Raw genomic sequence first — 22,573 nt, forward strand, 5'->3', positions numbered from 1 at the left:
CGCGCTCACAGCGCGGGAGATAGTCACCGCATCCCCGAAACAAACTCCCGGACGTGAGCCGCACGCCGGTGATGCCGACGACGTCGTCAAGGAGGGCCGCCGTGACCAGCAAAGCCGCTACGGCAGCTGCCGCACCCAAAGCCAAGCGGGATCGCACGCACTATCTCTATATCGCGGTGATCATCGCGGTCGCCCTCGGTATCGCCGTCGGTCTGATCTTCCCGGACTTCGCGACCGAGCTGAAGCCACTGGGCACCGGCTTCGTGAACCTGATCAAGATGATGATCTCGCCGATCATCTTCTGCACGATCGTGCTGGGCATCGGTTCCGTCCGCAAGGCCGCCAAGGTCGGCGCGGTCGGCGGTATCGCGCTGGGCTACTTCCTGGTGATGTCGCTGGTGGCCCTCGCCATCGGCCTGGTCGTCGGCAACATCCTCGACCCGGGCACCGGCCTCGCGGTGACCGACGCCGTCAAGGAGACCGGTCAGGCACAGGTCGACGCGGAGGCCAAGGGCACCGTCGACTTCCTGATGGGCATCATCCCGACCACGATCGTGTCGGCGTTCACCTCCGGCGAGGTCCTGCAGACCCTGCTCATCGCCCTGCTGTGCGGCTTCGCCCTGCAGGCCATGGGCAACGCCGGGCAGCCGGTGCTGCGCGGCATCGAGCACATCCAGCGGCTGGTCTTCCGCGTCCTGGCGATGATCATGTGGGCCGCTCCGGTCGGCGCCTTCGGTGCCATCGCCGCCGTCACCGGCTCGGCCGGCGTCGACGCCCTCAAGAGCCTGGCCGTCCTGATGCTCGGCTTCTACGTGACCTGCGTCCTCTTCCTCTTCGTGGTGCTGGGCACGCTGCTGCGCGTCATCGCCGGCGTCAACGTCTTCTCGCTCTTCAAGTACCTGGGCCGCGAGTTCCTGCTGATCCTGTCCACCTCCTCCTCGGAGTCGGCGCTGCCGCGCCTCATCGCGAAGATGGAGCACCTGGGCGTCAGCAAGCCGGTGGTCGGTATCACCGTCCCGACCGGCTACTCCTTCAACCTCGACGGCACCATGATCTACATGACCATGGCCTCGCTGTTCATCGCCGACGCCATGGGCACGCCGATGTCGATCGGCGAGCAGATCCCGCTGCTGCTCTTCCTGCTGGTCGCCTCGAAGGGTGCGGCCGGTGTCTCCGGCGCCGGTCTCGCCACGCTGGCCGGCGGCCTGTCCTCGCACAAGCCCGCCCTGGTGGACGGCATCGGCCTGATCGTCGGCATCGACCGCTTCATGAGCGAGGCCCGCGCCCTGACCAACTTCGGCGGCAACGCCGTCGCCACCGTCCTGATCGGCACCTGGACCAAGGAGATCGACAAGGTCCGGGTGGACGAGGTGCTCGCCGGCCGCATCCCGTTCGACGAGAAGACCCTGCTGGACGACCACCACGGCTCCGACGACAACGCCGACGACGCGCCCGACCTGCCCGAGCAGGGCGGCGAGAAGGAGCTGGCGCGAGCCTGACCGCGCCGCACACCCCGGGCGGCCGAGGTGCTCCCCCCGTTGCTCAGCCGCCCGGTCCACCCCCCCCCGAGAAGCCCCGCGCCCCCGGCGCGGGGCTTCTTGCCTTGACGTCCGCGTCAAGGCTTACGTTCGTCTCCATGCGAATCGGCGAGCTGGCCGCACGGGCCGGGACCACGACGCGGACGCTGCGGTACTACGAGTCGCGGGGGCTGTTGTCCGCGCGGCGTACCGGCAACGGCTACCGGACGTACGACGAGGAGGACCTGAAGCTGCTGCGGCAGATCAGGACGCTCCAGGACTTCGGGTTCGACCTGGAGGAGACCCGCCCGTTCGTGGAGTGTCTGCGCGCCGGGCACCCCGAGGGCGACTCGTGCCCGGCCTCCCTCGTGGTCTACCGGCGCAAGCTGGCGGAGCTGGACGGGCTGATCGAGCAGCTCACGTCGGTGCGGGCGCAGGTCGGTGCGCAACTGGCGCGAGCCGAGGCGGCGGTTCCGGGGGGTCCGGAGCCCAAGTGCGAACTGGGAGGACACGCATGACGAGCAACGGGGTGCCCGAGGTGACGGACGCCGGGTTCGCCGGGGAGGTGCTGGGCAGTGAACTGCCGGTGCTGGTGGAGTTCACCGCGGACTGGTGCCCGCCGTGCCGGCAGATGGCGCCGGTGCTCAGCGCCCTGGCCGCGGAAGAGGGCGGCCGGCTCCGGGTGGTGCAGCTGAACGTCGACCGGAATCCGGCGACCACGAACGCGTACAAGGTGCTGTCGATGCCGACGTTCATGGTGTTCCGCGACGGTGAGCCGGTGAAGTCGATGGTGGGGTCCCGGCCCAAGCGGCGGCTGCTGGAGGAGCTGTCCGACGTGATCTGACCCGCGCCCGATACGAAGAAATCCCCCGAGCAATTGCGCTCGGGGGATTTCTATGCGTATATTCGTTGATTCGCGACTTCAGACAATCCAGAACAATGGAGTCGCGAAGAAGTTCAGTGAGCACAGTGTATCCGGGCGGGAGTGGAATTGTCAAACACCGAATTTCCGGACGATGAATTGCGGCACGAGCAGGAATTCATCGACGGACTGTACGCACGCGTGGACGCGCTGCGCGGCGACACCGAGGTCTCGGTGACCCAGGCGCTCGCGCAGGGCAACACCCCCCAGCAGGCCCGGCTGGAGCGGGACATCCTGGTCGCCGAGCGCTCCGGGCTGCTCGCCGCGCTCAACGCGGTGGACGGTTCCCTCTGCTTCGGCCGGATCGACCTCACCTCCGGTGCCGGACACCACATCGGCCGCATCGGCCTGCGCGCCGACGACGCCGAACGCACCCCGGTCCTGATCGACTGGCGGGCCGACGTCGCCCGCCCCTTCTACCTGGCCACCGGCCACACCCCGATGGGCCTGCGCCGCCGCCGGCACATCGCGAGCGAGGGCCGCACGGTCACCGCCCTGCACGACGAGATCCTCGACCTCGGCGACGAGACCCGCACCGGCCACGAGGACCCGTCCGGCGACGCCGTGCTGCTCGCCGCGCTGAACTCCGCGCGCACCGGCCGCATGGGCGACATCGTGCAGACCATCCAGGCCGACCAGGACCGCATCATCCGCGCCCCGCACCGCGGCGTCCTGGTCGTCGAGGGCGGCCCCGGCACCGGCAAGACCGCCGTCGCCCTGCACCGCGCCGCCTACCTCCTCTACGAGCACCGCGAGCTGCTCGCCAAGCGCGCCGTCCTCATCGTCGGCCCCAACCCGGCCTTCCTCGGCTACATCGGCGAAGTGCTGCCCTCGCTCGGCGAGACCGGCGTGCTCCTGGCCACCGTCGGCGAGCTGTTCCCCGGCGTGAAGGCCACGGGGACGGACACGCCCGAGGCGGCGGCGGTGAAGGGCCGTGCCGACATGGCCGACGTCCTCGCCGAGGCGGTCCGCGACCGCCAGGCGCTGCCCGACCCGGTCATCGCGATCGAGCACGACCGCGAGATCCTCATGCTGGACGACGACCTGGTCAACGTCGCCCGCGAGCGCACCCGCGCCGCGAAGCTCCCGCACAACGCGGCCCGCGAGCACTTCGAGGGCCACATCCTCAACACCCTCACCGACATGGTCGCCGAACGCATCGGCACCGACCCCTACGACGGCTCCAACCTCCTCGACCCCAGCGACATCACCCAGATCCGCGACGAACTCGCCGAGAACCCCGAGGTCTGGTCCGCCATCGACCAGCTCTGGCCCCGGATCACCCCGCAGCGCCTGGTCGCCGACTTCCTCGCCGCACCCGAGGCCTTCCTCCCCGCCGGGGACGCCGCCGCCGTCCGACGCCCGGTCACCCGGCGCTGGACCGTCGCCGACGTGCCCCTCCTGGACGAGGCGGCCGAACTGCTCGGCGAGGACGACCGCATCGCCCGCTCCCGCGCCGAACGCGAGCGGCAGCAGCAGATCGCCTACGCGCAGGGCGTGCTTGACGTGTCGTACGCGTCCCGGACCTACGAGTTCGAGGACAAGCACGAGGAGGACGCGGAGGTGCTGTCGGCGCACGACATCATCGACGCCGAGCGCTTCGCCGAACGCCAGGAGGAGGACGACCACCGCAGCGCCGCCGAACGCGCCGCCGCCGACCGCACCTGGGCCTTCGGGCACATCATCGTCGACGAGGCGCAGGAGCTGTCCCCGATGGCGTGGCGGCTGCTGATGCGCCGCTGCCCGACCCGCTCGATGACCCTGGTCGGCGACCCGGCGCAGACCGCCGAGGCGGCCGGCGTCGGCTCCTGGTCGAAGATCCTCGCCCCCTACGTCGAGGACCGCTGGGAACACACCCGCCTGGGCGTCAACTACCGCACCCCGGCCGAGATCATGGACGTCGCGGCGGCCGTGGTCCGCGCCGACGACCCCGAGTTCGCGCCGCCGAGTTCGGTGCGCTCCACGGGCGTACGGCCCTGGATCCGCGCCACCGGCGACCTCCCGGCCGCCGTCGCCGAGGCCGCCCGGGAACTGACCCCCGAGGAGGGCCGCCTCGCCGTCATCGCCCCGCGCGAGCTGCACCAGGCGCTCGCCGCCCGGCTGGACGGCGTGACGGCGGGCGCCGAGCCGGACCTCACACGGAGCGTCGTCCTGCTCGACCCGCGCCAGTCCAAGGGCCTGGAGTTCGACTCCGTCCTGGTCGTCGAACCCGGCCGCTACGGCACGAGCGACCTGTACGTGGCCCTCACCCGGGCCACCCAGCGGCTCGGCGTACTGCACACCGGGCCGCTGCCGAAGGGGCTGGTGGACGCGTAACCCACGCCGCTCCTACGCCGGGCGCAGCCACACCGTCGACAGGGGCGGCAGGGTCAGCCGGACGCTCGCCGGCCGGCCGTGCCACCCCTGCGGCTCCGGCTTGACCGGGTCGGGGTTGCCCACGTCGCCGCCGCCGTACCGCGCGGCGTCGGTGTTGAGCACCTCGTGCCAGGCGGGGACGTCGTCGGGGACGCCGAGGCGGTAGTCGGGGCGGACGACCGGGGCGAAGTTCGACACGGCGAGCAGCGGGGTGCCGTCGGCGTCCAGCCGCATGAACGCGAGGACGTTGTCCTCGGCGGCGTCCCCGACGACCCAGGCGAAACCCGAGGGGTGGGTGTCGCGCTGCCACAGCGCGGGCGTGACCCGGTAGACGGTGTTCAGGTCCCGCACCAGATCGCGCATGCCCCGGTGGTCCGCCGCCGCCCCGTACTCCGGGTCGAGCAGCCACCAGTCGGGGCCGTGCGCCTCGGACCACTCCGCGCCCTGCGCGAACTCCTGCCCCATGAAGAGCAGCTGCTTGCCGGGGTGGGCCCACATGAAGCCCAGGTACGCCCGCTCGCCCGCGCGCTGCTGCCACCAGTCGCCGGGCATCTTCGACACCAGCGACTTCTTGCCGTGCACCACCTCGTCGTGGGATATCGGCAGCACGTAGTTCTCGCTGTACGCGTACACCATCGAGAAGGTCATCTCGCCGTGGTGGTACTTGCGGTGCACCGGCTCGTGGCTCATGTACTCGAGCGAGTCGTGCATCCAGCCCATGTTCCACTTCAGCCCGAACCCGAGCCCGCCGAACCCGCTCGGCCCCTTGTGGTGCGTGGCGCGCGTGACACCGTCCCAGGCCGTCGACTCCTCCGCGACGGTGACGACGCCCGGCACCCGTCGGTACACCGTCGCGTTCATCTCCTGGAGGAACGCCACCGCGTCCAGGTTCTCCCGGCCGCCGTGCTCGTTCGGCGTCCACTGGCCCGGCTCGCGCGAGTAGTCCAGGTAGAGCATCGAGGCGACCGCGTCGACGCGCAGCCCGTCGATGTGGAACTCCTCGCACCAGTACACGGCGTTGGCGACGAGGAAGTTGCGCACCTCCCGGCGCCCGAAGTCGAACTCCAGCGTGCCCCAGTCCGGGTGCGCGGCCCGGAGCGGGTCGGAGTGCTCGTACAGCGGACGCCCGTCGAACTCGGCCAGCGCCCAGTCGTCGCGCGGGAAGTGCGCCGGCACCCAGTCCATCAGGACGCCGATGCCGGCCTGGTGCAGCCGGTCGACCAGGTACTTGAAGTCGTCGGGGTCGCCGAGGCGGGCCGTGGGCGCGTAGAAGCCGGTGACCTGGTAGCCCCAGGAGCCGCCGAAGGGGTGCTCGGCGACCGGCATCAGCTCGACGTGCGTGAACCCCAGGTCCGCGACGTAGGAGGGGAGTTGATCGGCGAGCTGCCGGTAGGTCAGCCCAGGCCGCCAGGAGGGGAGGTGGACCTCGTAGACCGACATCGGTGCCTCGTGCGCGGGTGCCTGCGCGCGCCGGTCCAGCCACTCCTCGTCGCCCCACGTGTAGTGCGAGGTGTGTACGACGGAGGAGGTGGCGGGCGGTACCTCGGTACGGCGGGCCAGCGGATCCGCGCGGAACGTGCGCGAGCCGTCGGGCCGGGTGATCTCGAACTTGTACAGCTCGCCCGCGCCGATGCCGGGCAGGAACAGCTCCCACACGCCGGTGCCGCCCAGCGACCGCATCGGGTGCCCGGTGCCGTCCCAGAAGTTGAAGCCGCCGGCCACCCGGACCCCGCGCGCGTTCGGCGCCCACACCGTGAAGCGGGTGCCCGCGACGCCCTCATGCGTCGTCGGATGCGCGCCGAGCGCCTGCCACAGCTGCTCGTGCCGTCCCTCGCCGATCAGGTGCAGGTCCAGGTCGCCCAGCGTGGGCAGGAAGCGGTACGGGTCGTCGACCTCCTGGGCCGTCCCCTCGTACGTCACGAGGAGCCGGTGGACGGGGACCTCCTGGATCGGCAGCAGCCCCGAGAAGAACCCGTCCCCGTCGTCGTGCAGCTCGGCCCGCAGCTCCCCGGACAGGACGGTCACCGCCAGGGCGTACGGCCTGAAGGCCCGGAAGGCGACCCCGCCGGGCACCCGGTGGGCGCCGAGCACGGAGTGGGGGTCGTGGTGCGTACCGGCGAGCAGCCGCTCCCGGTCGACGGCGTCCAGGGAGGGGGAGACGGCGACCTCGGCCGGCACGGCGGCCTGCACGGCCTTCTCGGCGGCCGGTTTCCTGGCGGGCGTCTTCCTCGCGACCGCCTTCTTCCCGACCGCCTTCTTCCCGACCGTCTTCTTGGCCACGGTCTTCTTCGCGACCGTCGTCTCGGCGGCGACCGGCGCCTTGGCGGCGGCCTTCTTCGAGGTCGTCTTCTTCGAGGTCGTCTTCTTCGCGGCCTTCTTCCCGGCCACCGCCTTCTGAGGCGGCGCCGCCTTCTTCGCGGCGCTCTTCTCCTCGGCCGTCTTCTTCGGGTCGGGACCGCTGGACGAGGGGCGGGGGGTCACGGGTGGCGCCTCCTGGGCGAAGTGGGAACGGGAGGGGTGTCAGACCGGTTCGGGCGTGGACAGGCGGCGCACCGCGGACAGGGGCACCGCCAGCCAGTCGGGACGGTGCCGGGCCTCGTACAGGACCTCGTACACCGCCTTGTCCGTCTCGTGGGCGCGGAGCATCACCGGGTCGGTGCGCGGGTCGCTGCCGGCGACCTCCGCGTACCCGGTGCAGTACGCGGCCCGGCATGACTCGGCCCAGCCCGGCAACGCGGCCTCGGCCGAGTGCGCGGCGTAGTCGAAGGAGCGCAGCATCCCGGCGATGTCCCGCACCGGCGGCTGTGGCAGCCGCCGCTCGGCCAGGGGCTTGGCGGGCTCCCCCTCGAAGTCGATCAGCGACCACCGGCCGGAGGGCGAGCGCAGGCACTGGCCGAGGTGCAGGTCGCCGTGGACGCGCTGGGCGGTCCAGGTGCGGCCCTCGGCGGCCAGGTCGCCCAGCGCCGTGAACGCCGTGCGCAGGGCCGGCACGTACGGCCGGAGCAGGGGCACCGCGTGGGCGGCCTCCTCCAGCCGCTCGATCATGCCGTCGGCGAGCTGCCGCATCTGTCCGTGGCCGAGCGTGACGGTCGGCAGCGCGCGGGCCAGCGCGGTGTGCACCTCGGCGGTGGCCCGTCCGAGCGCCCGGGCCTCGGCGGCGAAGTCCTCCCCCTTGGCCAGCTCGCGCAGGGCCAGCTCCCAGCCGTCGGTCGCGCCCTGCACATACGGCTGGAGTACGCCCAGTACCCAGGACCGGCCGGCCAGGTCGGCCACCATCCACCCGGCCGGAGCCGGTACCCGCGGGCAGCCCTCGCGGGCCAGTGCCAGCGGCAGCTCCAGGTCGGGATTGATGCCGGGCACGATCCGGCGCAGCAGCTTGAGAATGAACGTATCTCCATATACGACCGACGAGTTCGACTGCTCGGCGGTCATCAGCCGCGGCATCAGGCCCGTGCGTATCTCCTGGTCGGGTTCCCGCTCGAAACGAAGCCCGCCGATGCGGGCCCCGGTGCGCAGCGCCTCCAGGAGCACCTCGGCGGGCCGGGTGTCGTAGAGGGCGTCGTAGGCGGTGCGGCCGGCCAGCGGGCCCTCGGTCACGTGTCCGATGAGCGCGGGCGCCAGCCTGGGCGGCAGCGCCTCGCGCGCGCCTATGAGCAGCTGGTAGCAGTCGCCGGGCTCCTCGGGCCCGCCCGGGGCCGCCACAGCGAGCGGCTGGTGGGCGCGCACCAGCACGTGATAGAGGCCGAGGCGGGCGTCGGCGGGGAGCAGCTCGGTGGCCGCGACCAGCGAGAATCCGGTGACCGGACGGCCCTTGCCCGCGAACCAGCGTTGCCGCGGCAGCCAGTCCCGCAGCAGTGGATCGAGTGACGCTAGGAGGCCTGGCGGGCTCGTGACGGTGCGTGTGACGGCTTCCGACATGGCGTCGCGTCCTTTCCCCGGGTAGTCGGGGTGTTACTGATGCGTGCCCCGGGCGGGGAGGCGGAAACCGCCCGCCCGGGGATCGGGCCGGTCCGGCCCTAGAGAGCGTCTCCGCGCAGCCGGAACCAGTAGAAGCCGTGCCCCCCGAGGGTCAGCAGGTACGGCAGTTCGCCGACCGCCGGGAAGCGGACTCCGCCGAACAGCTCGACCGGATGGCGCCCCCCGAAGGCGCTCAGATCGAGTTCGGTGGGCTGCGCGAACCGGGAGAAGTTGTGGACGCACAGCACCAGGTCGTCCTCGTATTCACGGAGGAAGGCCAGTACCGCCGGGTTGGACGAGGGCAGTTCGGTGTAGGTGCCGAGGCCGAAGGCGGGGTTCTGCTTGCGGATCTCGATCATGCGGCGGGTCCAGTGCAGCAGGGAGGACGGCGAGGCCATGGACGCCTCGACGTTCGTGACCTGGTAGCCGTAGACCGGGTCCATGATCGTCGGCAGGAACAACCGCCCGGGATCGGACGACGAGAAGCCGGCGTTGCGGTCCGGGGTCCACTGCATCGGCGTGCGGACCGCGTCGCGGTCGCCGAGCCAGATGTTGTCGCCCATGCCGATCTCGTCGCCGTAGTACAGGATCGGCGAGCCGGGCAGGGAGAGCAGCAGGGCCGTGAACAGCTCGATCTGGTTGCGGTCGTTGTCGAGGAGCGGGGCGAGCCGCCGGCGGATGCCGATGTTGGCGCGCATGCGCGGGTCCTTGGCGTACTCCGCGTACATGTAGTCGCGTTCCTCGTCGGTGACCATTTCGAGGGTCAGCTCGTCGTGGTTGCGCAGGAAGATGCCCCACTGGCAGCCGGACGGGATGGCCGGGGTCTTGGCGAGGATCTCGGAGACCGGGTAGCGCGACTCCCTTCTGACCGCCATGAAGATGCGCGGCATGACCGGGAAGTGGAACGCCATGTGGCACTCGTCGCCGCCGGCGGCGTAGTCGCCGAAGTAGTCGACCACGTCCTCCGGCCACTGGTTGGCCTCAGCAAGCACCACCGTGTCCGGATACTGCGCGTCGATCTCCTTCCGCACCCGCTTCAGGAAGTCGTGGGTGGCGGGGAGGTTCTCGCAGTTGGTGCCCTCCTCCTGGTAGAGGTACGGCACCGCGTCCAGCCGGAATCCGTCGATGCCCAGGTCCAGCCAGAACTTCAGGGCGGAGATCATCTCCTCCTGCACGGCGGGGTTCTCGTAGTTCAGGTCGGGCTGGTGGGAGAAGAAGCGGTGCCAGTAGTACTGCTTGCGCACCGGGTCGTAGGTCCAGTTGGACGCCTCGGTGTCGACGAAGATGATCCGCGCGTCCTGGAACTGCTTGTCGTCGTCCGCCCAGACGTAGTAGTCGCCGTACGGGCCGTCGGGGTTGGCCCGGGACTCCTGGAACCACGGGTGCTGGTCGCTGGTGTGGTTCATGACGAAGTCGATGATCACGCGCATGCCGCGCTGGTGGGCGGCGTCCGCGAACTCGACGAAATCGGCCAGGTCACCGAACTCGGGCAGCACGGCGGTGTAGTCGGAGACGTCGTAACCGCCGTCGCGCAGTGGCGACTTGAAGAAGGGCGGGAGCCACAGACAGTCCACGCCCAGCCATTGCAGGTAGTCCAGCTTGGCGGTGAGGCCCTTGAGGTCGCCGACGCCGTCGCCGTTGCTGTCCTGGAAGGAGCGGACGAGGACCTCGTAGAAGACGGCTCGTTTGAACCAGTCCGGGTCCCGGTCCTTGGCGGGTGTGTCCTCGAAGGTGTCCGGCACGGGCTCGTTGAAGATCATGTGGTGGGTGACCCTCCGGTCTGCGGGTGGGACGGTCGCAGAACCGTGCAGATGTGCGCGGGCGAACGGCCCGGCTCCAGGCGCACATAGTTGGCCCTGCCCCAGTGGTAGGTCTCGCCGGTCAGCTCGTCGCGCACCGGCACCGACTCGTGCCAGTCCAGGCCGAGTTGCGGCATGTCCAACGAGACCGTCGCCTCCTGGGTGTGGTGGGGGTCGAGGTTGGCGACCACCAGAACCGTGTTCGACCCCTGCCGCTTCGAGTAGGCGATCACCTCCTCCTTGTCCGTGGGATGGAAGTGCAGATAGCGCAGTTGGCGCAGGGCAGGGTTCTCGCGCCGGATGGTGTTGAGCCGGGTGATGAGGGGGGCGATGGTGGTGCCCTCGCGGGCGGCGGTGGCCCAGTCGCGGGGTTTGAGCTGGTATTTCTCCGAGTCGTGGTATTCCTCGCTGCCTTCGCGCAGGGGGGTGTTCTCGCAGAGTTCGTAGCCGCTGTAGATGCCCCAGGTGGGGGAGAGGGTGGCGGCGAGGACGGCGCGGACCTCGAAGGCGGGGCGGCCGCCGTGCTGGAGGTAGGCGTGCAGGATGTCGGGGGTGTTGGCGAAGAAGTTGGGCCGCATGTAGGAGGCGGCGTCCCCCGAGAGTTCGGTGAGGTACTCGGTGAGTTCCTGTTTGGTGTTGCGCCAGGTGAAGTAGGTGTAGGACTGCTGGAAGCCGATCTGGGCCAGGGTGTGCATCATCGCGGGGCGGGTGAAGGCCTCGGCCAGGAAGATCACGTCGGGGTCGGCGTGGTTGATCTCGCCGATGACCTTCTCCCAGAAGACGACGGGTTTGGTGTGGGGGTTGTCGACGCGGAAGATCCGCACGCCGTGGTCCATCCAGTGCCGCAGGACGCGGACGGTCTCGGTGACGAGTCCCTCCAGGTCGGCGTCGAAGGCGACGGGGTAGATGTCCTGGTACTTCTTGGGCGGGTTCTCGGCGTGGGCGATGGTGCCGTCGGGGCGGTGGTGGAACCAGTCGGGGTGTTTGTGGACCCAGGGGTGGTCGGGGGAGCACTGGAGGGCGAAGTCGAGGGCGACTTCCATGCCGAGGCGGGCGGCTTCGGTGACGAAGTGGTCGAAGTCGTCGATCGTGCCGAGGGCGGGGTGGATGGTGTCGTGGCCGCCTTCGGGGGAGCCGATGGCCCAGGGGACGCCGACGTCGTCGGGGGTGGCGGAGAGGGTGTTGTTGCGGCCCTTGCGGTGGGTGGTGCCGATGGGGTGGACGGGTGGGAGGTAGACGACGTCGAAGCCCATCGCGGCGATCGCGGGCAGCCGGCGCGCGGCGGTGCGGAAGGTGCCGTGGGGCCGGGTGGGGGTGCCCTCGGAGCGGGGGAAGAACTCGTACCAGGCGCCGTACAGGGCGCGTTCGCGCTCCACGAGCAGGGGCAGTGGGTCGGAGGTGGTGACCAGCTCCCGCAGCGGGTGTTGGGCCAGTACCGCGTCCACCTGCGGCGTCAACGCCGCCGCCAACCGCGACGCGGCCGGGCGGGTCTCGTCCCGCAGCGCGTCCACGGCGGCGAGCAGTTCCCGTCGGCCCTCGCTCCGGGGCACGTCCGCGGCGGCGCGCTCGTAGAGCCGGGCGCCCTCCTCCAGGACCAGGTCGGTGTCCATCCCCGCCGGGATCTTGATCCGCGCGTGGTGCCGCCAGGTGGTGACCGGATCGCCCCACGCCTCCACGGTGAACGACCAGAGTCCGGGCTCACCGGCGGTGACGGTGGCCCCCCAGCGGTCGGTGCCCGGGGCCAACTCCCGCATCGGGGCCCATGGGCCCGGCCTGCCGCGCGGGTCTCTGAGGACGACGTTGGCGGCGACCGCGTCGTGCCCCTCGCGGAACACGGTGGCCGATATCTCGAAGGACTCGCCGGTGACGGCCTTGGCGGGCCTGCGCCCCTGCCTGACCATCGGGCGGACGTCCAGTACGGGGATGCGTCCGACGACGGTGGTGCCGTCCGCGGGGGGCGCCTCGGGGGGCGCCGCCGGTGGCGTCGCGGGGGGCGTCCCGGGAGGTGCTGACGAGTGGTGCGTGGCGGGCATGACCGCTCCTGTCCGCGTCAACGAGGGTGGGCGGATGACTCTGGGGAGGTGGGTCCTGCGGTGGTGCGTGTGGGGTGTACCGCAGGAGCCTTCCCACACTCTTCGGGTGGGCAATCCGGCACTTTGTTACTTACTCACGCGTATGTCGACACACGCGGCGACCTGATTCGACACCTTCCCCGCCGGGAGATCGACACGCCGGTGGTTATTAGCCCGTCCGGCGATCGATGAGGACGCCGTTCAGGCCGAATCGGAGGTCTGAGGGCGAAGGCCCCAGCGAGGGACACATCGCGCCGGTAACGTCGTGAGGGTGAAGGCGATCCGTCGACTGACCGTCCGTCCCGTTCTCCCCGACCCCCTCCGGCCGCTCAGTGATCTGGCCCGGAATCTGCGCTGGTCCTGGCATCCGGAGACCCGCGACCTCTTCCAGTCCGTCGACCCCGAGTGCTGGGCCGCCTCCGGCCGCGACCCGGTACGGCTGCTCGGCACCGTCCCGCCCGCGCGCCTCGCGGAGCTGGCTCAGGACCGGCGCTTCCTGCGCCGGCTGACCGCGGTGGCCGACGACCTCGACCACTACATGACCGGCGACCGCTGGTACCAGGCCCAGTCCGGCCGACTCCCCGCCGCCGTCGCCTACTTCTCACCCGAGTTCGGCATCACCGCCGCCCTGCCCCAGTACTCCGGGGGCCTCGGCATCCTCGCCGGTGACCACCTGAAGGCGGCCAGTGACCTGGGCGTGCCGCTCGTCGGCGTCGGCCTGCTCTACCGCCACGGCTACTTCCGGCAGTCCCTGACCCGGGACGGCTGGCAACAGGAGCACTACCCCGTCCTCGACCCCCACGAGCTGCCCCTCGCCCTCCTCAAGGAGACCGACGGCACGCCCGCCCACGTCGCCCTGGCCCTGCCCGGCGGCCGGGAGCTGCGCGCCCGCATCTGGCTGGCCCAGGTCGGCCGGGTGCCGCTGCTGCTGCTCGACTCGGACGTCGAGGAGAACGACCTCGGCGAACGCGGCGTCACCGACCGGCTCTACGGCGGCGGCAGCGAGCACCGGCTGCTCCAGGAGATGCTGCTGGGCATAGGGGGTGTCCGGGCGGTGCGGACGTACTGCCGGCTCACCGGCCACGCCGCGCCGGAGGTGTTCCACACCAACGAGGGCCACGCGGGCTTCCTCGGCCTGGAGCGCATCTCCGAACTCTGCGAGAAGGGACTGGAGTTCGGCTCCGCGCTGGAGGCGGTCCGGGCCGGCACCGTCTTCACCACCCACACCCCCGTCCCGGCCGGCATCGACCGCTTCGACCGCGAACTGGTCGCCCGCCACTTCGGCCCCGACTCCGAACTGCCGCGCATCGACGTCGAGCGCGTCCTGCGGCTCGGCATGGAGACCTATCCCGGCGGCGAGCCCAACCTCTTCAACATGGCCGTGATGGGCCTGCGCCTGGCCCAGCGCGCCAACGGCGTCTCCCTGCTGCACGGCGGGGTCAGCCGGGGGATGTTCTCCGGACTCTGGCCCGGCTTCGACGCCGACGAGGTGCCGATCACCTCCGTCACCAACGGCGTGCACGCACCGACCTGGGTGGCCCCGGAGGTCTTCCGGCTCGGCGCCCGGCAGATCGGCGTGCAACGGGCCGAGGACGCGCTGACCGTCGGCGGCTCGGACCGCTGGGACTCGGTGGCCGACATCGCCGACCAGGACATCTGGGAGCTGCGTCGCACCCTGCGCGAGCAGCTCGTGGAGGAGGTGCGGGAGCGGCTGCGCGCCTCCTGGCGGCAGCGCGGCGCCGGGACGGCCGAGCTGGGCTGGATCGACGACGTCCTCGACCCGGACGTGCTCACCATCGGGTTCGCGCGGCGCGTCCCGTCGTACAAGCGGCTGACGCTGATGCTGCGCGACCGCGACCGCCTGATGGACCTCCTGCTGCACTCCGAGCGGCCGATCCAGATCGTCGTCGCGGGCAAGGCGCACCCGGCGGACGAGGGCGGCAAGCGGCTGGTGCAGGAGCTGGTGCGGTTCGCGGACGACCCGCGGGTGCGGCACCGCATCGTGTTCCTGCCCGACTACGGCATGGCGATGGCGCAGAAGCTCTACCCGGGCTGCGACATCTGGCTGAACAACCCCCTGCGTCCCCTGGAGGCGTGCGGCACGTCCGGCATGAAGGCGGCGCTCAACGGCTGCCTCAACCTGTCGGTGCTGGACGGCTGGTGGGACGAGTGGTACCAGCCCGACTTCGGCTGGGCGATCCCCACCGCCGACGGCGCGGGCACCGACCCTGACCGGCGCGACGCCATAGAGGCCGCCGCCCTCTACGACCTGCTGGAGCAGCGGATCACCCCCCGCTTCTACGAGCGCGGCGCGAGCGGGCTGCCCGACCGGTGGATCGAGATGGTCCGGGGGACCCTGAGCCTGCTCGGGCCCAAGGTGCTGGCCGGCCGCATGGTCCGCGAGTACGTCGAGCGGCTCTACGCCCCCGCGGCCGAGGCGCACCGCGCGATGGACCCGGACTCCGCCCGTGCGCTCGCCGAGTGGAAGGCCCGGGTGCGGGCGGCCTGGCCCGGGGTGAGCGTCGACCACGTGGAGACGTCCGCCGCGAGCGCCACGGCGGAGCTGGGCTCGACGCTCGGGCTACGGGTCCGGGTCAACCTCGGCGACCTGGCCCCGGACGACGTCGAGGTGCAGGCGGTCTCCGGCCGGGTGGACTCCGAGGACCGGATCACCGACGCGGCGACCGTGCCGCTGAAACCGGTGGGCGGCCCCGACCTGGAGGGCCGCTGGCTGTACGAGGGCCCGCTCGCCCTGGACCGCACCGGGCCCTTCGGCTACACGGTCCGCATCCTGCCCGCGCACCGGCTGCTGGCGTCCGGCGCGGAGGCGGGACTGGTCGCCGTGCCGTCGGACGAGCTGGCGGAGGCGGCGGGGCTGCTGATGAGGTGAGACCGGCCGGAAGACGAGGTGGGACCGGCCGGGAGGACGAGGTGGGACCGGCCGGGAGGACGAGGTGGGACCGGCCGGGAGGACGAGGTGGGACCGGCCGGGAGGACGAGGTGGGACCGGCCTTGCAGCGCGGCTCAGTCCTCCTCGTCGCCGCCGCTCAGCCGTCGCAGGACGGTGCCGCAGCGGCGGGCGTAGGCGTGCTGGAAGGCGCGGGCGGCCGGTCCGCCGGCCTTGGCGTACCACTTGGCGGGGCGGCTGAAGGCGGTCACGGTCAGCCAGACCGTGCCGTCGCCCGTCCGGTCCACCACGAAGGCCTCCTCGCCGGACTCGGGGTGGCCGGGCAGGGTGCCGTAGGCCCAGCCGGCCCGGCGGGGCTCGTCCAGGGTCCAGACCACCCGGCAGGGTGCCTTGATCATCCCGGCGAGGGTGACGGTGACGTCGACGCCGGGCGCGGCACGCTCCGCGCTCGCGTCGATGCCGACGCCCATCTCCCGGTGCATCTCCCAGGTGAGCACGGCCTCGACCGCGCGCTGGAACACCGGTTCGCCCTCCCCGAGGCGCGTGCGTACGTGCATGGGGCGGAAGCCGGGCGGGCAGTGGCCCTGCTCGCGGGTGGCGCCGACGTCGTCGTACGTGAAGGACATGGGCACCAAGAGTAGGGCGGCACCCTGGAACCTGGCGTTCCGGGTGCCGCCCTCAGGCCATGACCGGAGCGGAGCCCCGCGCGGGGCCTACGGGAAGGTGAGCTTGAAGGAGTTGATGTACCCGGTGTCCCGGGACGCCACGTCCTGGACGCGCAGCTTCCAGGTGCCGTTGGCGGTCTCCGAGGAGGCGTTCACCGTGTACGTCTGGTTGACGTCGTTCGCCGAGTCGGAGGAACTGGAGTTCTTCAGGCGGTACGCGGTCCCGTCCGGGGCCAGCAGGTCGACCACCAGGTCACCGCGCCAGGTGTGCTTGATGTCCACCGCGGCCTGGAGGTTCGCGGGCGCGTTGCCCGCCCGGCCCGTCACGGCGACCGACGAGGTGACCGCCCCGCCGTTGTCCGGGATCGCCACGTCGGCGGCGTTCTCGAAGGAGGTGCCGCCGCCACCGCCGCCGCCCGAGCGCGCGCCGACGTTGATGCCGGCCCAGGCGTCCTGCACCGCCTTGTACTCGGTGCTGTCGGTGCCGTACAGCTCACCGGTGGCCGCGAGGGTGCCGGTGCGCGCCGCCGCGTAGTTGGTGGTCGACGTGAACTTCGTGGTCAGCGCGCGGAACCAGATCTTCGCCGCCTTCTCGCGGCCGATGCCGGCGACCGGGAGGCCGTCCGAGGTGGGCGAGTCGTAGGTGACACCGTTGATGGTCTTGGTGCCGCTGCCCTCGCTCAGCAGGTAGAAGAAGTGGTTGGCCGGGCCGGACGAGTAGTGGACGTCGATGTTGCCGATCCCCGAGTACCAGGAGTCCTTGGACGCGCCGTCCTTGCTGGGCTTGTCCATGTAGCGCAGCGGAGTGCCGTCGCCGTTGATGTCGATCTCCTCGCCGATGAGGTAGTCACCGACGTCGTTGGAGTTGTTCGCGTGGAACTCGACGGCCGCGCCGAAGATGTCCGAGGTGGCCTCGTTGAGCCCGCCGGACTCGCCGCTGTAGATCAGGCCCGCGGTGTTGGAGGTGACGCCGTGCGTCATCTCGTGCGCGGCCACGTCGATGGAGGTCAGCGGGTTGGCGTTGCCCGAGCCGTCGCCGTACGTCATGCAGAAGCAGCCGTCCGACCAGAAGGCGTTGACGTAGTTGTTGCCGTAGTGGACCCGGGAGTACGCGCCCACGCCGTCACCGCGGATACCGGAGCGGCCCTGGACGTTCTTGTAGTAGTCCCAGGTCAGCGCGGCCCCGTAGTGGGCGTCGGCGGCGGCGGTCTCCGCGTTGGACGGGCTGCCGTTGCCCCACACGTCGTCGGGGCCGGAGAAGAGGGTGCCGGTGCCGGAGGTGCCCCGGTTGAGGTTGTACGTCTTGTGGTTGCCGCGCGCGGTGTCGGTCAGCGTGTACGACGAGCCGGACCGCGCGGTGCCCAGCGTCACCGTGCCGCTGTACATGGTGTTGCCGGTGCCGTTGTGGATCGCCTGGTACTCGTAGAGCTTGGCGCCGGTGGCGGCGTCGGTGACCACGTGCAGCTCGTTCGGGGTGCCGTCCTCCTGGAGGCCGCCCACGACCGTCTCGTACGCCAGGACCGGGGCGCCGTTCGCCGCCCAGATCACCTTGCGCGGGGCGCGGTCGGCCTCGGCCTGCTCGGTGCCGGCGGCCTTCGCGGCGGACACGGCCTGCTGCTCGGCCTTGCCGGCGGCTATCTTCGGCGTCACGGTGGCCGGCTTGATCGCCTTCGGCGTGGCCTTCACGACCCGCTCGGTCTTCCCGGCGTCGGTGGTGACGACCAGGTCGCCGCCGAGGACGGGCAGTCCGTCGTAGGTGCGCTCGTAGCGTGTGTGCTCGGTGCCGTCGCGGTCCTTGACCACGTCGCGGACGACCAGCTTCTCCTTGGCGCCCAGGCCGAGTTCGTCGGCCGTGCGCGCCTTGGCGGCGTCGGCGTCACGGATCAGTTCGGCGCGCTGGGCCGGGGTGAGCTTGACGGACTCGGCGCCCGGAACGGGGGCCTGCCGGGGAGCCGCGGTGGCGGCGCCGGACTGGACCGCCGTGGCGATCAGCGCGGCGACACCGGCCAGGGCGACGGCGGCGGCGCGGCGGTGGGTGGTGCGGGACGCGGTGTGGGAGGTGCGTCTGTGGGGAGTGCTGCTGCTCAACACTGACTCCTTCTGCGTGGCCGCGGGTCGCGCGGCCAGGGGAGACCGGCCGGCGGGTGGGCCGGCCGGGCGGTACTGGTTCGGTACGCAGAAACCACATGCCAGGAGCTGACCGCCGCGCAGCGCTGATGGGGAAGCTGGGGGGCGCTGTGGAGCGGCCGTGGGAAGAGTGGCAGGAGAACGCGCCTTCTGTCAGGAGCGCGTCAGGAAGTTGGCCGGAAATGGTTCGTTGTCCGGGCGTTCATGTTCGATATACGGAGGGGATGCTTGGGTGCGGTACTGACTGCCCGATCAGTCAGTACCGGGCTCGGGGCCGCAGCGCTCGACGAACGCCTCGACCCCGTCCAGGATCCGCTGCAACCCGAATGCGAAGTGGTCGAAGTCGGGGCTGAAGGAATCCTCGGAGAGCGAGGCGACCATGGGGAAGCGGCCGCCGGCCGTGACTTCCTTCAGGAACGGCGCCTGGGCCGCCCAGAACTCGGCATCCGTCAGACCGGTCCGGCGCTCCGCCTCCTGCGCGTACAACTGGATGCGGGCGGCCCCGGTGACGTAGGAATCGATCATGGTGACCACCGAAACCAGTTCGGGGTCGCGCAGGCCCATGGGGTGGATGCGGGAGATCACCCTTTCCATGCTGTCGACGGTGCCCGGGCCGAGCACCGGACGGGACCGGTTGACCCGGAGCAACCAGGGGTGGAGCCGGTAGAGGGCGAGGCTCTCGCGGGCGAGACGCTCCAGAGTCGTGCGCCAGTCCGTACCGAGGGTGTCCGTGTCCTCGCCCGTCCGCAGGCAGCGGTCCAGCATCAGGTCGAGCAACTCGCCCTTGCCCGGCACATACCGGTACAGCGACATCGTGCCGATGCCCAACTCCGTGGCGATCCTGCGCATCGATACGGCCTCCAGGCCGTCCGCGTCCGCGATCCGGATGGCCACTGCCACGATCTGGTCCAGCGTCAGCCCCGGTCTGGGCCCGCGGCCGGGGCGCCGACCCGAGTCCCACAGCAACTCGAGAGTGCGGACGACGTCTCCGCCGCCGCTGGTCTCCGTGTTGTTCCCCGTTCGGCTCATGGGCATCAGGTTAATTACCGGAAAGGAAACCGGCGATGGTGTGTTTCCGGATATCGCTGCCTTCTTGACTCGGCTGCGAGCGGGACTTGAGGAGCCTACGAAGATCACCGGAAACACTGCTTTCCCCGTGTTCTGGAAGGTGGTCTTGGTGAAAGGCATCGTTCTGGCCGGTGGCGCCGGAACCAGGCTTTATCCGATTACTCGTGCAGTATCCAAGCAGTTACTGCCCGTCGGTGGAAAGCCGATGATCTACTATCCGCTGTCGATTCTCATGCTCGCGGACATCAGGGACGTCCTCGTCATCGCGACCCCTCATGACCTGCCGCGTTTCCGTACCCTCCTCGGCGACGGGTCCCGGCTCGGGATGAACATCGGCTACGCGGAGCAGGCCGAGCCGGCCGGCATCGCCGAGGCTCTGCTCATCGGTGCCGATCACGTCGGCACGGACTCGGTCGCGCTGATCCTGGGCGACAACATCTTCCACGGTCCTCGTTTCTCCGACGTGCTGGCCCAGGAGTCCCGGGACGTGCGGGGCTGTGTCCTGTTCGGCTACCCGGTGCACGACCCGCAGCGGTACGGGGTCGGCGAGGTGGACGCCGACGGCAAACTCATCTCCATAGAGGAGAAGCCCGCGCGGCCGCGGTCCAACCGCGCCATCACGGGCCTCTATTTCTACGACGACCGAGCGGTCAACATCGCCAAGAACATCACGCCGTCGGCCCGGGGTGAACTGGAGATCACCGATGTGAACCGGTTCTACGTCGAGCAGGGCGAGGCCAAGCTCGTCGACTTGGGCCGCGGTTTCGCCTGGCTCGACACGGGCACACCGGAATCCCTTCTCCAGGCCAGCCAGTACGTGGGGACGCTGGAGGAACGCCAGGGGTGCCGTATCGCGTGTATCGAGGAGGTCGCGCTGCGGATGGGGTTCATCGACGCCGAGGCGTGCCACCGGCTGGGCGAGGAGATCAGCGGGTCCGGGTACGGGCAGTACGTCATGTCCATCGCCGAGGAGATGCGGGTCTGAGGGCAGGGGCCGAGGGGGAGGAATCAGCCGGTGACGACCCTGGCGACCTTCCGGACGTCCTCGACCAGCCGTGCCTGGAGCAGCGATTCGTCCTCGCCGACCGGACCGTCCCGGCCGGCGAGGACGGCGGCGGTGAACGCGGCCAGCGCATTGCGCACCTGGTGGTCCGCGGGCATCGCCAGCTCGGTCAGCCGGTCCTGTTGCTGGAGCCGGACCACCGGCTTCAGCTGCTCCGGAGGGGTGTACGCCCGCTCGACCGAGAGCCGCCCCTCGCCGCCCCACAGCGCATAGCGTGACCGGTACGAGTGCCGGAAGCCGAACTCGAGCTGTGCCGCGACCCCGTCGGAGGCGCACAGCAGGGCCGTACCCGCCACGTCCACCCCGGTCGCGTCGTCCACCCGGAGGGTGGCCGCCAGCACCTCCGGCTCGCCGGACAGGTACATCTGCACGGTCCGCAGCGGGTAGACACCGACGTCCAGCAGTGCGCCGCCGCCGAGCGAGGGGACGTACCGGAACCCCGTGGGGTCCAGCGGCGGTACGCCGAACGAGCCGGACAGGACCTCCAACTCGCCGATGGCACCGGCGTCGACGAGTGACCGGACCCCGGCGTGCTGGGAGTGGTGCAGGAACATGAAGTTCTCGGCGAGGGTCCGGCGGTGCCGCCGAGCGAGCTCCATCAGCTCGGCGGCCTCCGCCCGGGTCGTGCACAGCGGCTTCTCGCACAGCACGTGCTTGCCCGCCAGCAGCGCCTCGGCCACCTGGTCGAAGTGAAGTGCGGGCGGGAGGGGGACGTACACCGCGTCGATGTCGTCCCGCTCCAGCAGCGCCCGGTAGCCCTTGACACCGGCGCAACCGAACCGGGCCGCGACCCGCTCCGCCTTGGCGGCGTCCCGGCTGGCCACCGCGACGAGCTCGGCCGAGTCGGCCGCCGCGATGGCCGGGAGCATCCGACGCAGCGCGATGTCCGCGCAGCCGAGCACACCCATGCGAACCGTCCCGCCCGCGGCGCCGTCCCGCCCGGTGGGGGCAGAACTCACAGCGTGGCCAGGACGTCGTGGAGTGCACCGATGACCTTGTCCTGCACCGCCGGGTCCAGCGAGGGGTACATGGGCAGCGAGAAGATCTCGTCGGCCACCGTCTCGGTGACCGGCAGGGACCCCTTCGCGTAGCCGAGGTGGGAGAAGCCGGTCATGGTGTGGACCGGCCACGGGTAGCTGATGTTCAGCGAGATGTCGTAGCCCTTGAGGGCCTCGATGACGGCGTCGCGCCGAGGATGGCGCACCACGTAGACGTAGTAGACGTGGTCGTTGCCCGGCGCGACCGACGGCAGCACCAGATCGGTGTCGGCGAGTCCCTCGGCGTAGCGGCGCGCCACCGCACGCCGGCCCTCGACGTACGTGTCGAGCCGGCGCAGCTTGCGGCGCAGGATCTCCGCGTGCAGCTCGTCCAGGCGGCTGTTGTGCCCGGGCGTGCGCACGACGTAGTAGCGCTCCTCCATGCCGTAGTACCGCAGCCGCCGAAGACTGGCGTCCACGTTCGGGTCCGAGGTGAGGACCGCGCCACCGTCGCCGTACGTCCCGAGCACCTTGGTGGGGTAGAAGGAGAAGGCGGCCGCGGCCCCCCAGGTACCGGCGAGCTGCCCGTCGCGGCGGGCGCCGTGGGCCTGCGCGCAGTCCTCGAAGACCAGCAGACCGTGCTCGTCCGCCACCGCACGCAACGCCGTCATGTCGACGCACTGGCCGTAGAGATGTACCGGGAGCAGACACTTGGTGCGCGGAGTGACGGCGGCGGCCACCTGCTCGACGTCCATCAGGTACGTGTCGGGGTGGATGTCGACGAAGACGGGCGTCGCTCCCACCGAGTCGATGGCCACCACGGTCGGTGCCGCGGTGTTGGAGACGGTGATCACCTCGTCGCCGGGCCCCACGCCGATCGCCTGAAGCCCCAGCTTGATCGCGTTGGTGCCGTTGTCGACTCCCACCGTGTGCCCGGCTCCGTGGTAGGCGGCGAACTCCTCCTCGAAGCCGCGTCCGCTGGCGCCGAGTACCAGCTGCCCGGACCGCAGCACGGTCTCGATCGCGTCGTGGATGTCCTCCCGCTCGTTCTCGTACTCGCGCAGGTAGTCCCATACGTAAGTGGTCATGGGTGAGTCAGTTTCTCCGCTCGTCTCGGACATGGGCCTGGCCGCCGCTCACTGC

At 70.8% G+C, this 22,573-nt stretch carries 15 protein-coding genes; 6 read left to right on the forward strand and 9 right to left on the reverse strand.

Features of this window, described 5'->3' with window-relative positions; genetic code table 11:
* Nucleotides 1–101: 101 nt before the first annotated feature.
* The 4 genes from ACFCZF_RS13765 to ACFCZF_RS13780 all read left to right on the forward strand — a co-directional run bounded on the left by ACFCZF_RS13765 (nucleotide 102) and on the right by ACFCZF_RS13780 (nucleotide 4,755).
* On the forward strand, nucleotides 102–1,499 hold the full coding sequence (locus tag ACFCZF_RS13765; protein WP_376671818.1) for a cation:dicarboxylate symporter family transporter: 1,398 nt from the start codon (nucleotides 102–104) through the stop codon (nucleotides 1,497–1,499).
* Between the two features lie 137 nt (nucleotides 1,500–1,636).
* Nucleotides 1,637–2,035 carry a MerR family transcriptional regulator gene (locus tag ACFCZF_RS13770; RefSeq protein ID WP_376671819.1) on the forward strand — a complete coding sequence of 133 codons (399 nt, stop codon included), beginning with the start codon at nucleotides 1,637–1,639 and terminating at the stop codon, nucleotides 2,033–2,035.
* 11 nt (nucleotides 2,036–2,046) lie between these two features.
* Nucleotides 2,047–2,361 (forward strand): thioredoxin family protein, encoded by a 315-nt coding sequence (locus tag ACFCZF_RS13775; protein ID WP_376671877.1) that lies wholly within the window; start codon nucleotides 2,047–2,049, stop codon nucleotides 2,359–2,361.
* Between the two features lie 177 nt (nucleotides 2,362–2,538).
* Nucleotides 2,539–4,755, forward strand: a complete 2,217-nt coding sequence (locus tag ACFCZF_RS13780) for a HelD family protein (protein ID WP_376671878.1) — start codon at nucleotides 2,539–2,541, stop codon at nucleotides 4,753–4,755.
* Between the two features lie 12 nt (nucleotides 4,756–4,767).
* Here the strand turns inward: ACFCZF_RS13780 and glgB are convergent, their stop codons facing one another.
* The 4 genes from glgB to ACFCZF_RS13800 form a co-directional block, all read right to left on the reverse strand.
* Nucleotides 4,768–7,275, reverse strand: a complete 2,508-nt coding sequence (gene glgB / locus ACFCZF_RS13785; RefSeq protein ID WP_376671820.1) for a 1,4-alpha-glucan branching enzyme — start codon at nucleotides 7,273–7,275, stop codon at nucleotides 4,768–4,770.
* A 39-nt stretch (nucleotides 7,276–7,314) separates the two neighbouring features.
* Nucleotides 7,315–8,712 carry a maltokinase gene (locus ACFCZF_RS13790; protein WP_376671821.1) on the reverse strand — a complete coding sequence of 466 codons (1,398 nt, stop codon included), beginning with the start codon at nucleotides 8,710–8,712 and terminating at the stop codon, nucleotides 7,315–7,317.
* Between the two features lie 98 nt (nucleotides 8,713–8,810).
* A complete protein-coding gene (gene treS / locus ACFCZF_RS13795) occupies nucleotides 8,811–10,511 on the reverse strand; it encodes a maltose alpha-D-glucosyltransferase (protein WP_375914716.1) in 1,701 nt (566 codons plus the stop codon).
* A complete protein-coding gene (locus ACFCZF_RS13800) occupies nucleotides 10,508–12,583 on the reverse strand; it encodes an alpha-1,4-glucan--maltose-1-phosphate maltosyltransferase (protein ID WP_376671822.1) in 2,076 nt (691 codons plus the stop codon). Before ACFCZF_RS13800 ends, treS begins: the two co-directional genes overlap by 4 nt.
* A gap of 310 nt (nucleotides 12,584–12,893) precedes the next feature.
* Between ACFCZF_RS13800 and ACFCZF_RS13805 the strand changes: the two genes are divergently transcribed.
* Complete coding sequence (locus tag ACFCZF_RS13805) at nucleotides 12,894–15,512, forward strand: glycosyltransferase family 1 protein (protein WP_376671823.1); 2,619 nt, start codon at nucleotides 12,894–12,896, stop codon at nucleotides 15,510–15,512.
* 134 nt (nucleotides 15,513–15,646) lie between these two features.
* Here ACFCZF_RS13805 and ACFCZF_RS13810 read toward each other — a convergent pair whose 3' ends face one another.
* The 3 genes from ACFCZF_RS13810 to ACFCZF_RS13820 form a co-directional block, all read right to left on the reverse strand.
* A complete protein-coding gene (locus ACFCZF_RS13810; RefSeq protein WP_055421867.1) occupies nucleotides 15,647–16,156 on the reverse strand; it encodes a DUF1990 family protein in 510 nt (169 codons plus the stop codon).
* 87 nt (nucleotides 16,157–16,243) lie between these two features.
* Nucleotides 16,244–18,283: a M4 family metallopeptidase gene (locus tag ACFCZF_RS13815; protein ID WP_376671824.1), complete on the reverse strand. Its 2,040-nt coding sequence runs from the start codon at nucleotides 18,281–18,283 to the stop codon at nucleotides 16,244–16,246.
* 291 nt (nucleotides 18,284–18,574) lie between these two features.
* Entirely contained in the window at nucleotides 18,575–19,351 is a 777-nt protein-coding gene (locus tag ACFCZF_RS13820) for a TetR/AcrR family transcriptional regulator (RefSeq protein ID WP_376671825.1), read from the reverse strand.
* Between the two features lie 148 nt (nucleotides 19,352–19,499).
* On the opposite strand from ACFCZF_RS13820, the gene rfbA reads away from it, so the two are divergent.
* Nucleotides 19,500–20,375 carry a glucose-1-phosphate thymidylyltransferase RfbA gene (gene rfbA, locus ACFCZF_RS13825; RefSeq protein ID WP_376671879.1) on the forward strand — a complete coding sequence of 292 codons (876 nt, stop codon included), beginning with the start codon at nucleotides 19,500–19,502 and terminating at the stop codon, nucleotides 20,373–20,375.
* Between the two features lie 23 nt (nucleotides 20,376–20,398).
* Here rfbA and ACFCZF_RS13830 read toward each other — a convergent pair whose 3' ends face one another.
* A complete protein-coding gene (locus ACFCZF_RS13830; RefSeq protein ID WP_376671826.1) occupies nucleotides 20,399–21,361 on the reverse strand; it encodes a Gfo/Idh/MocA family protein in 963 nt (320 codons plus the stop codon).
* Between the two features lie 47 nt (nucleotides 21,362–21,408).
* A complete protein-coding gene (locus ACFCZF_RS13835; RefSeq protein WP_376671827.1) occupies nucleotides 21,409–22,518 on the reverse strand; it encodes a DegT/DnrJ/EryC1/StrS family aminotransferase in 1,110 nt (369 codons plus the stop codon).
* Nucleotides 22,519–22,573 lie beyond the last annotated feature (55 nt).

It is taken from the genome of Streptomyces sp. NPDC056296 (genome assembly GCF_042268605.1).
Classification (GTDB): domain Bacteria; phylum Actinomycetota; class Actinomycetes; order Streptomycetales; family Streptomycetaceae; genus Streptomyces.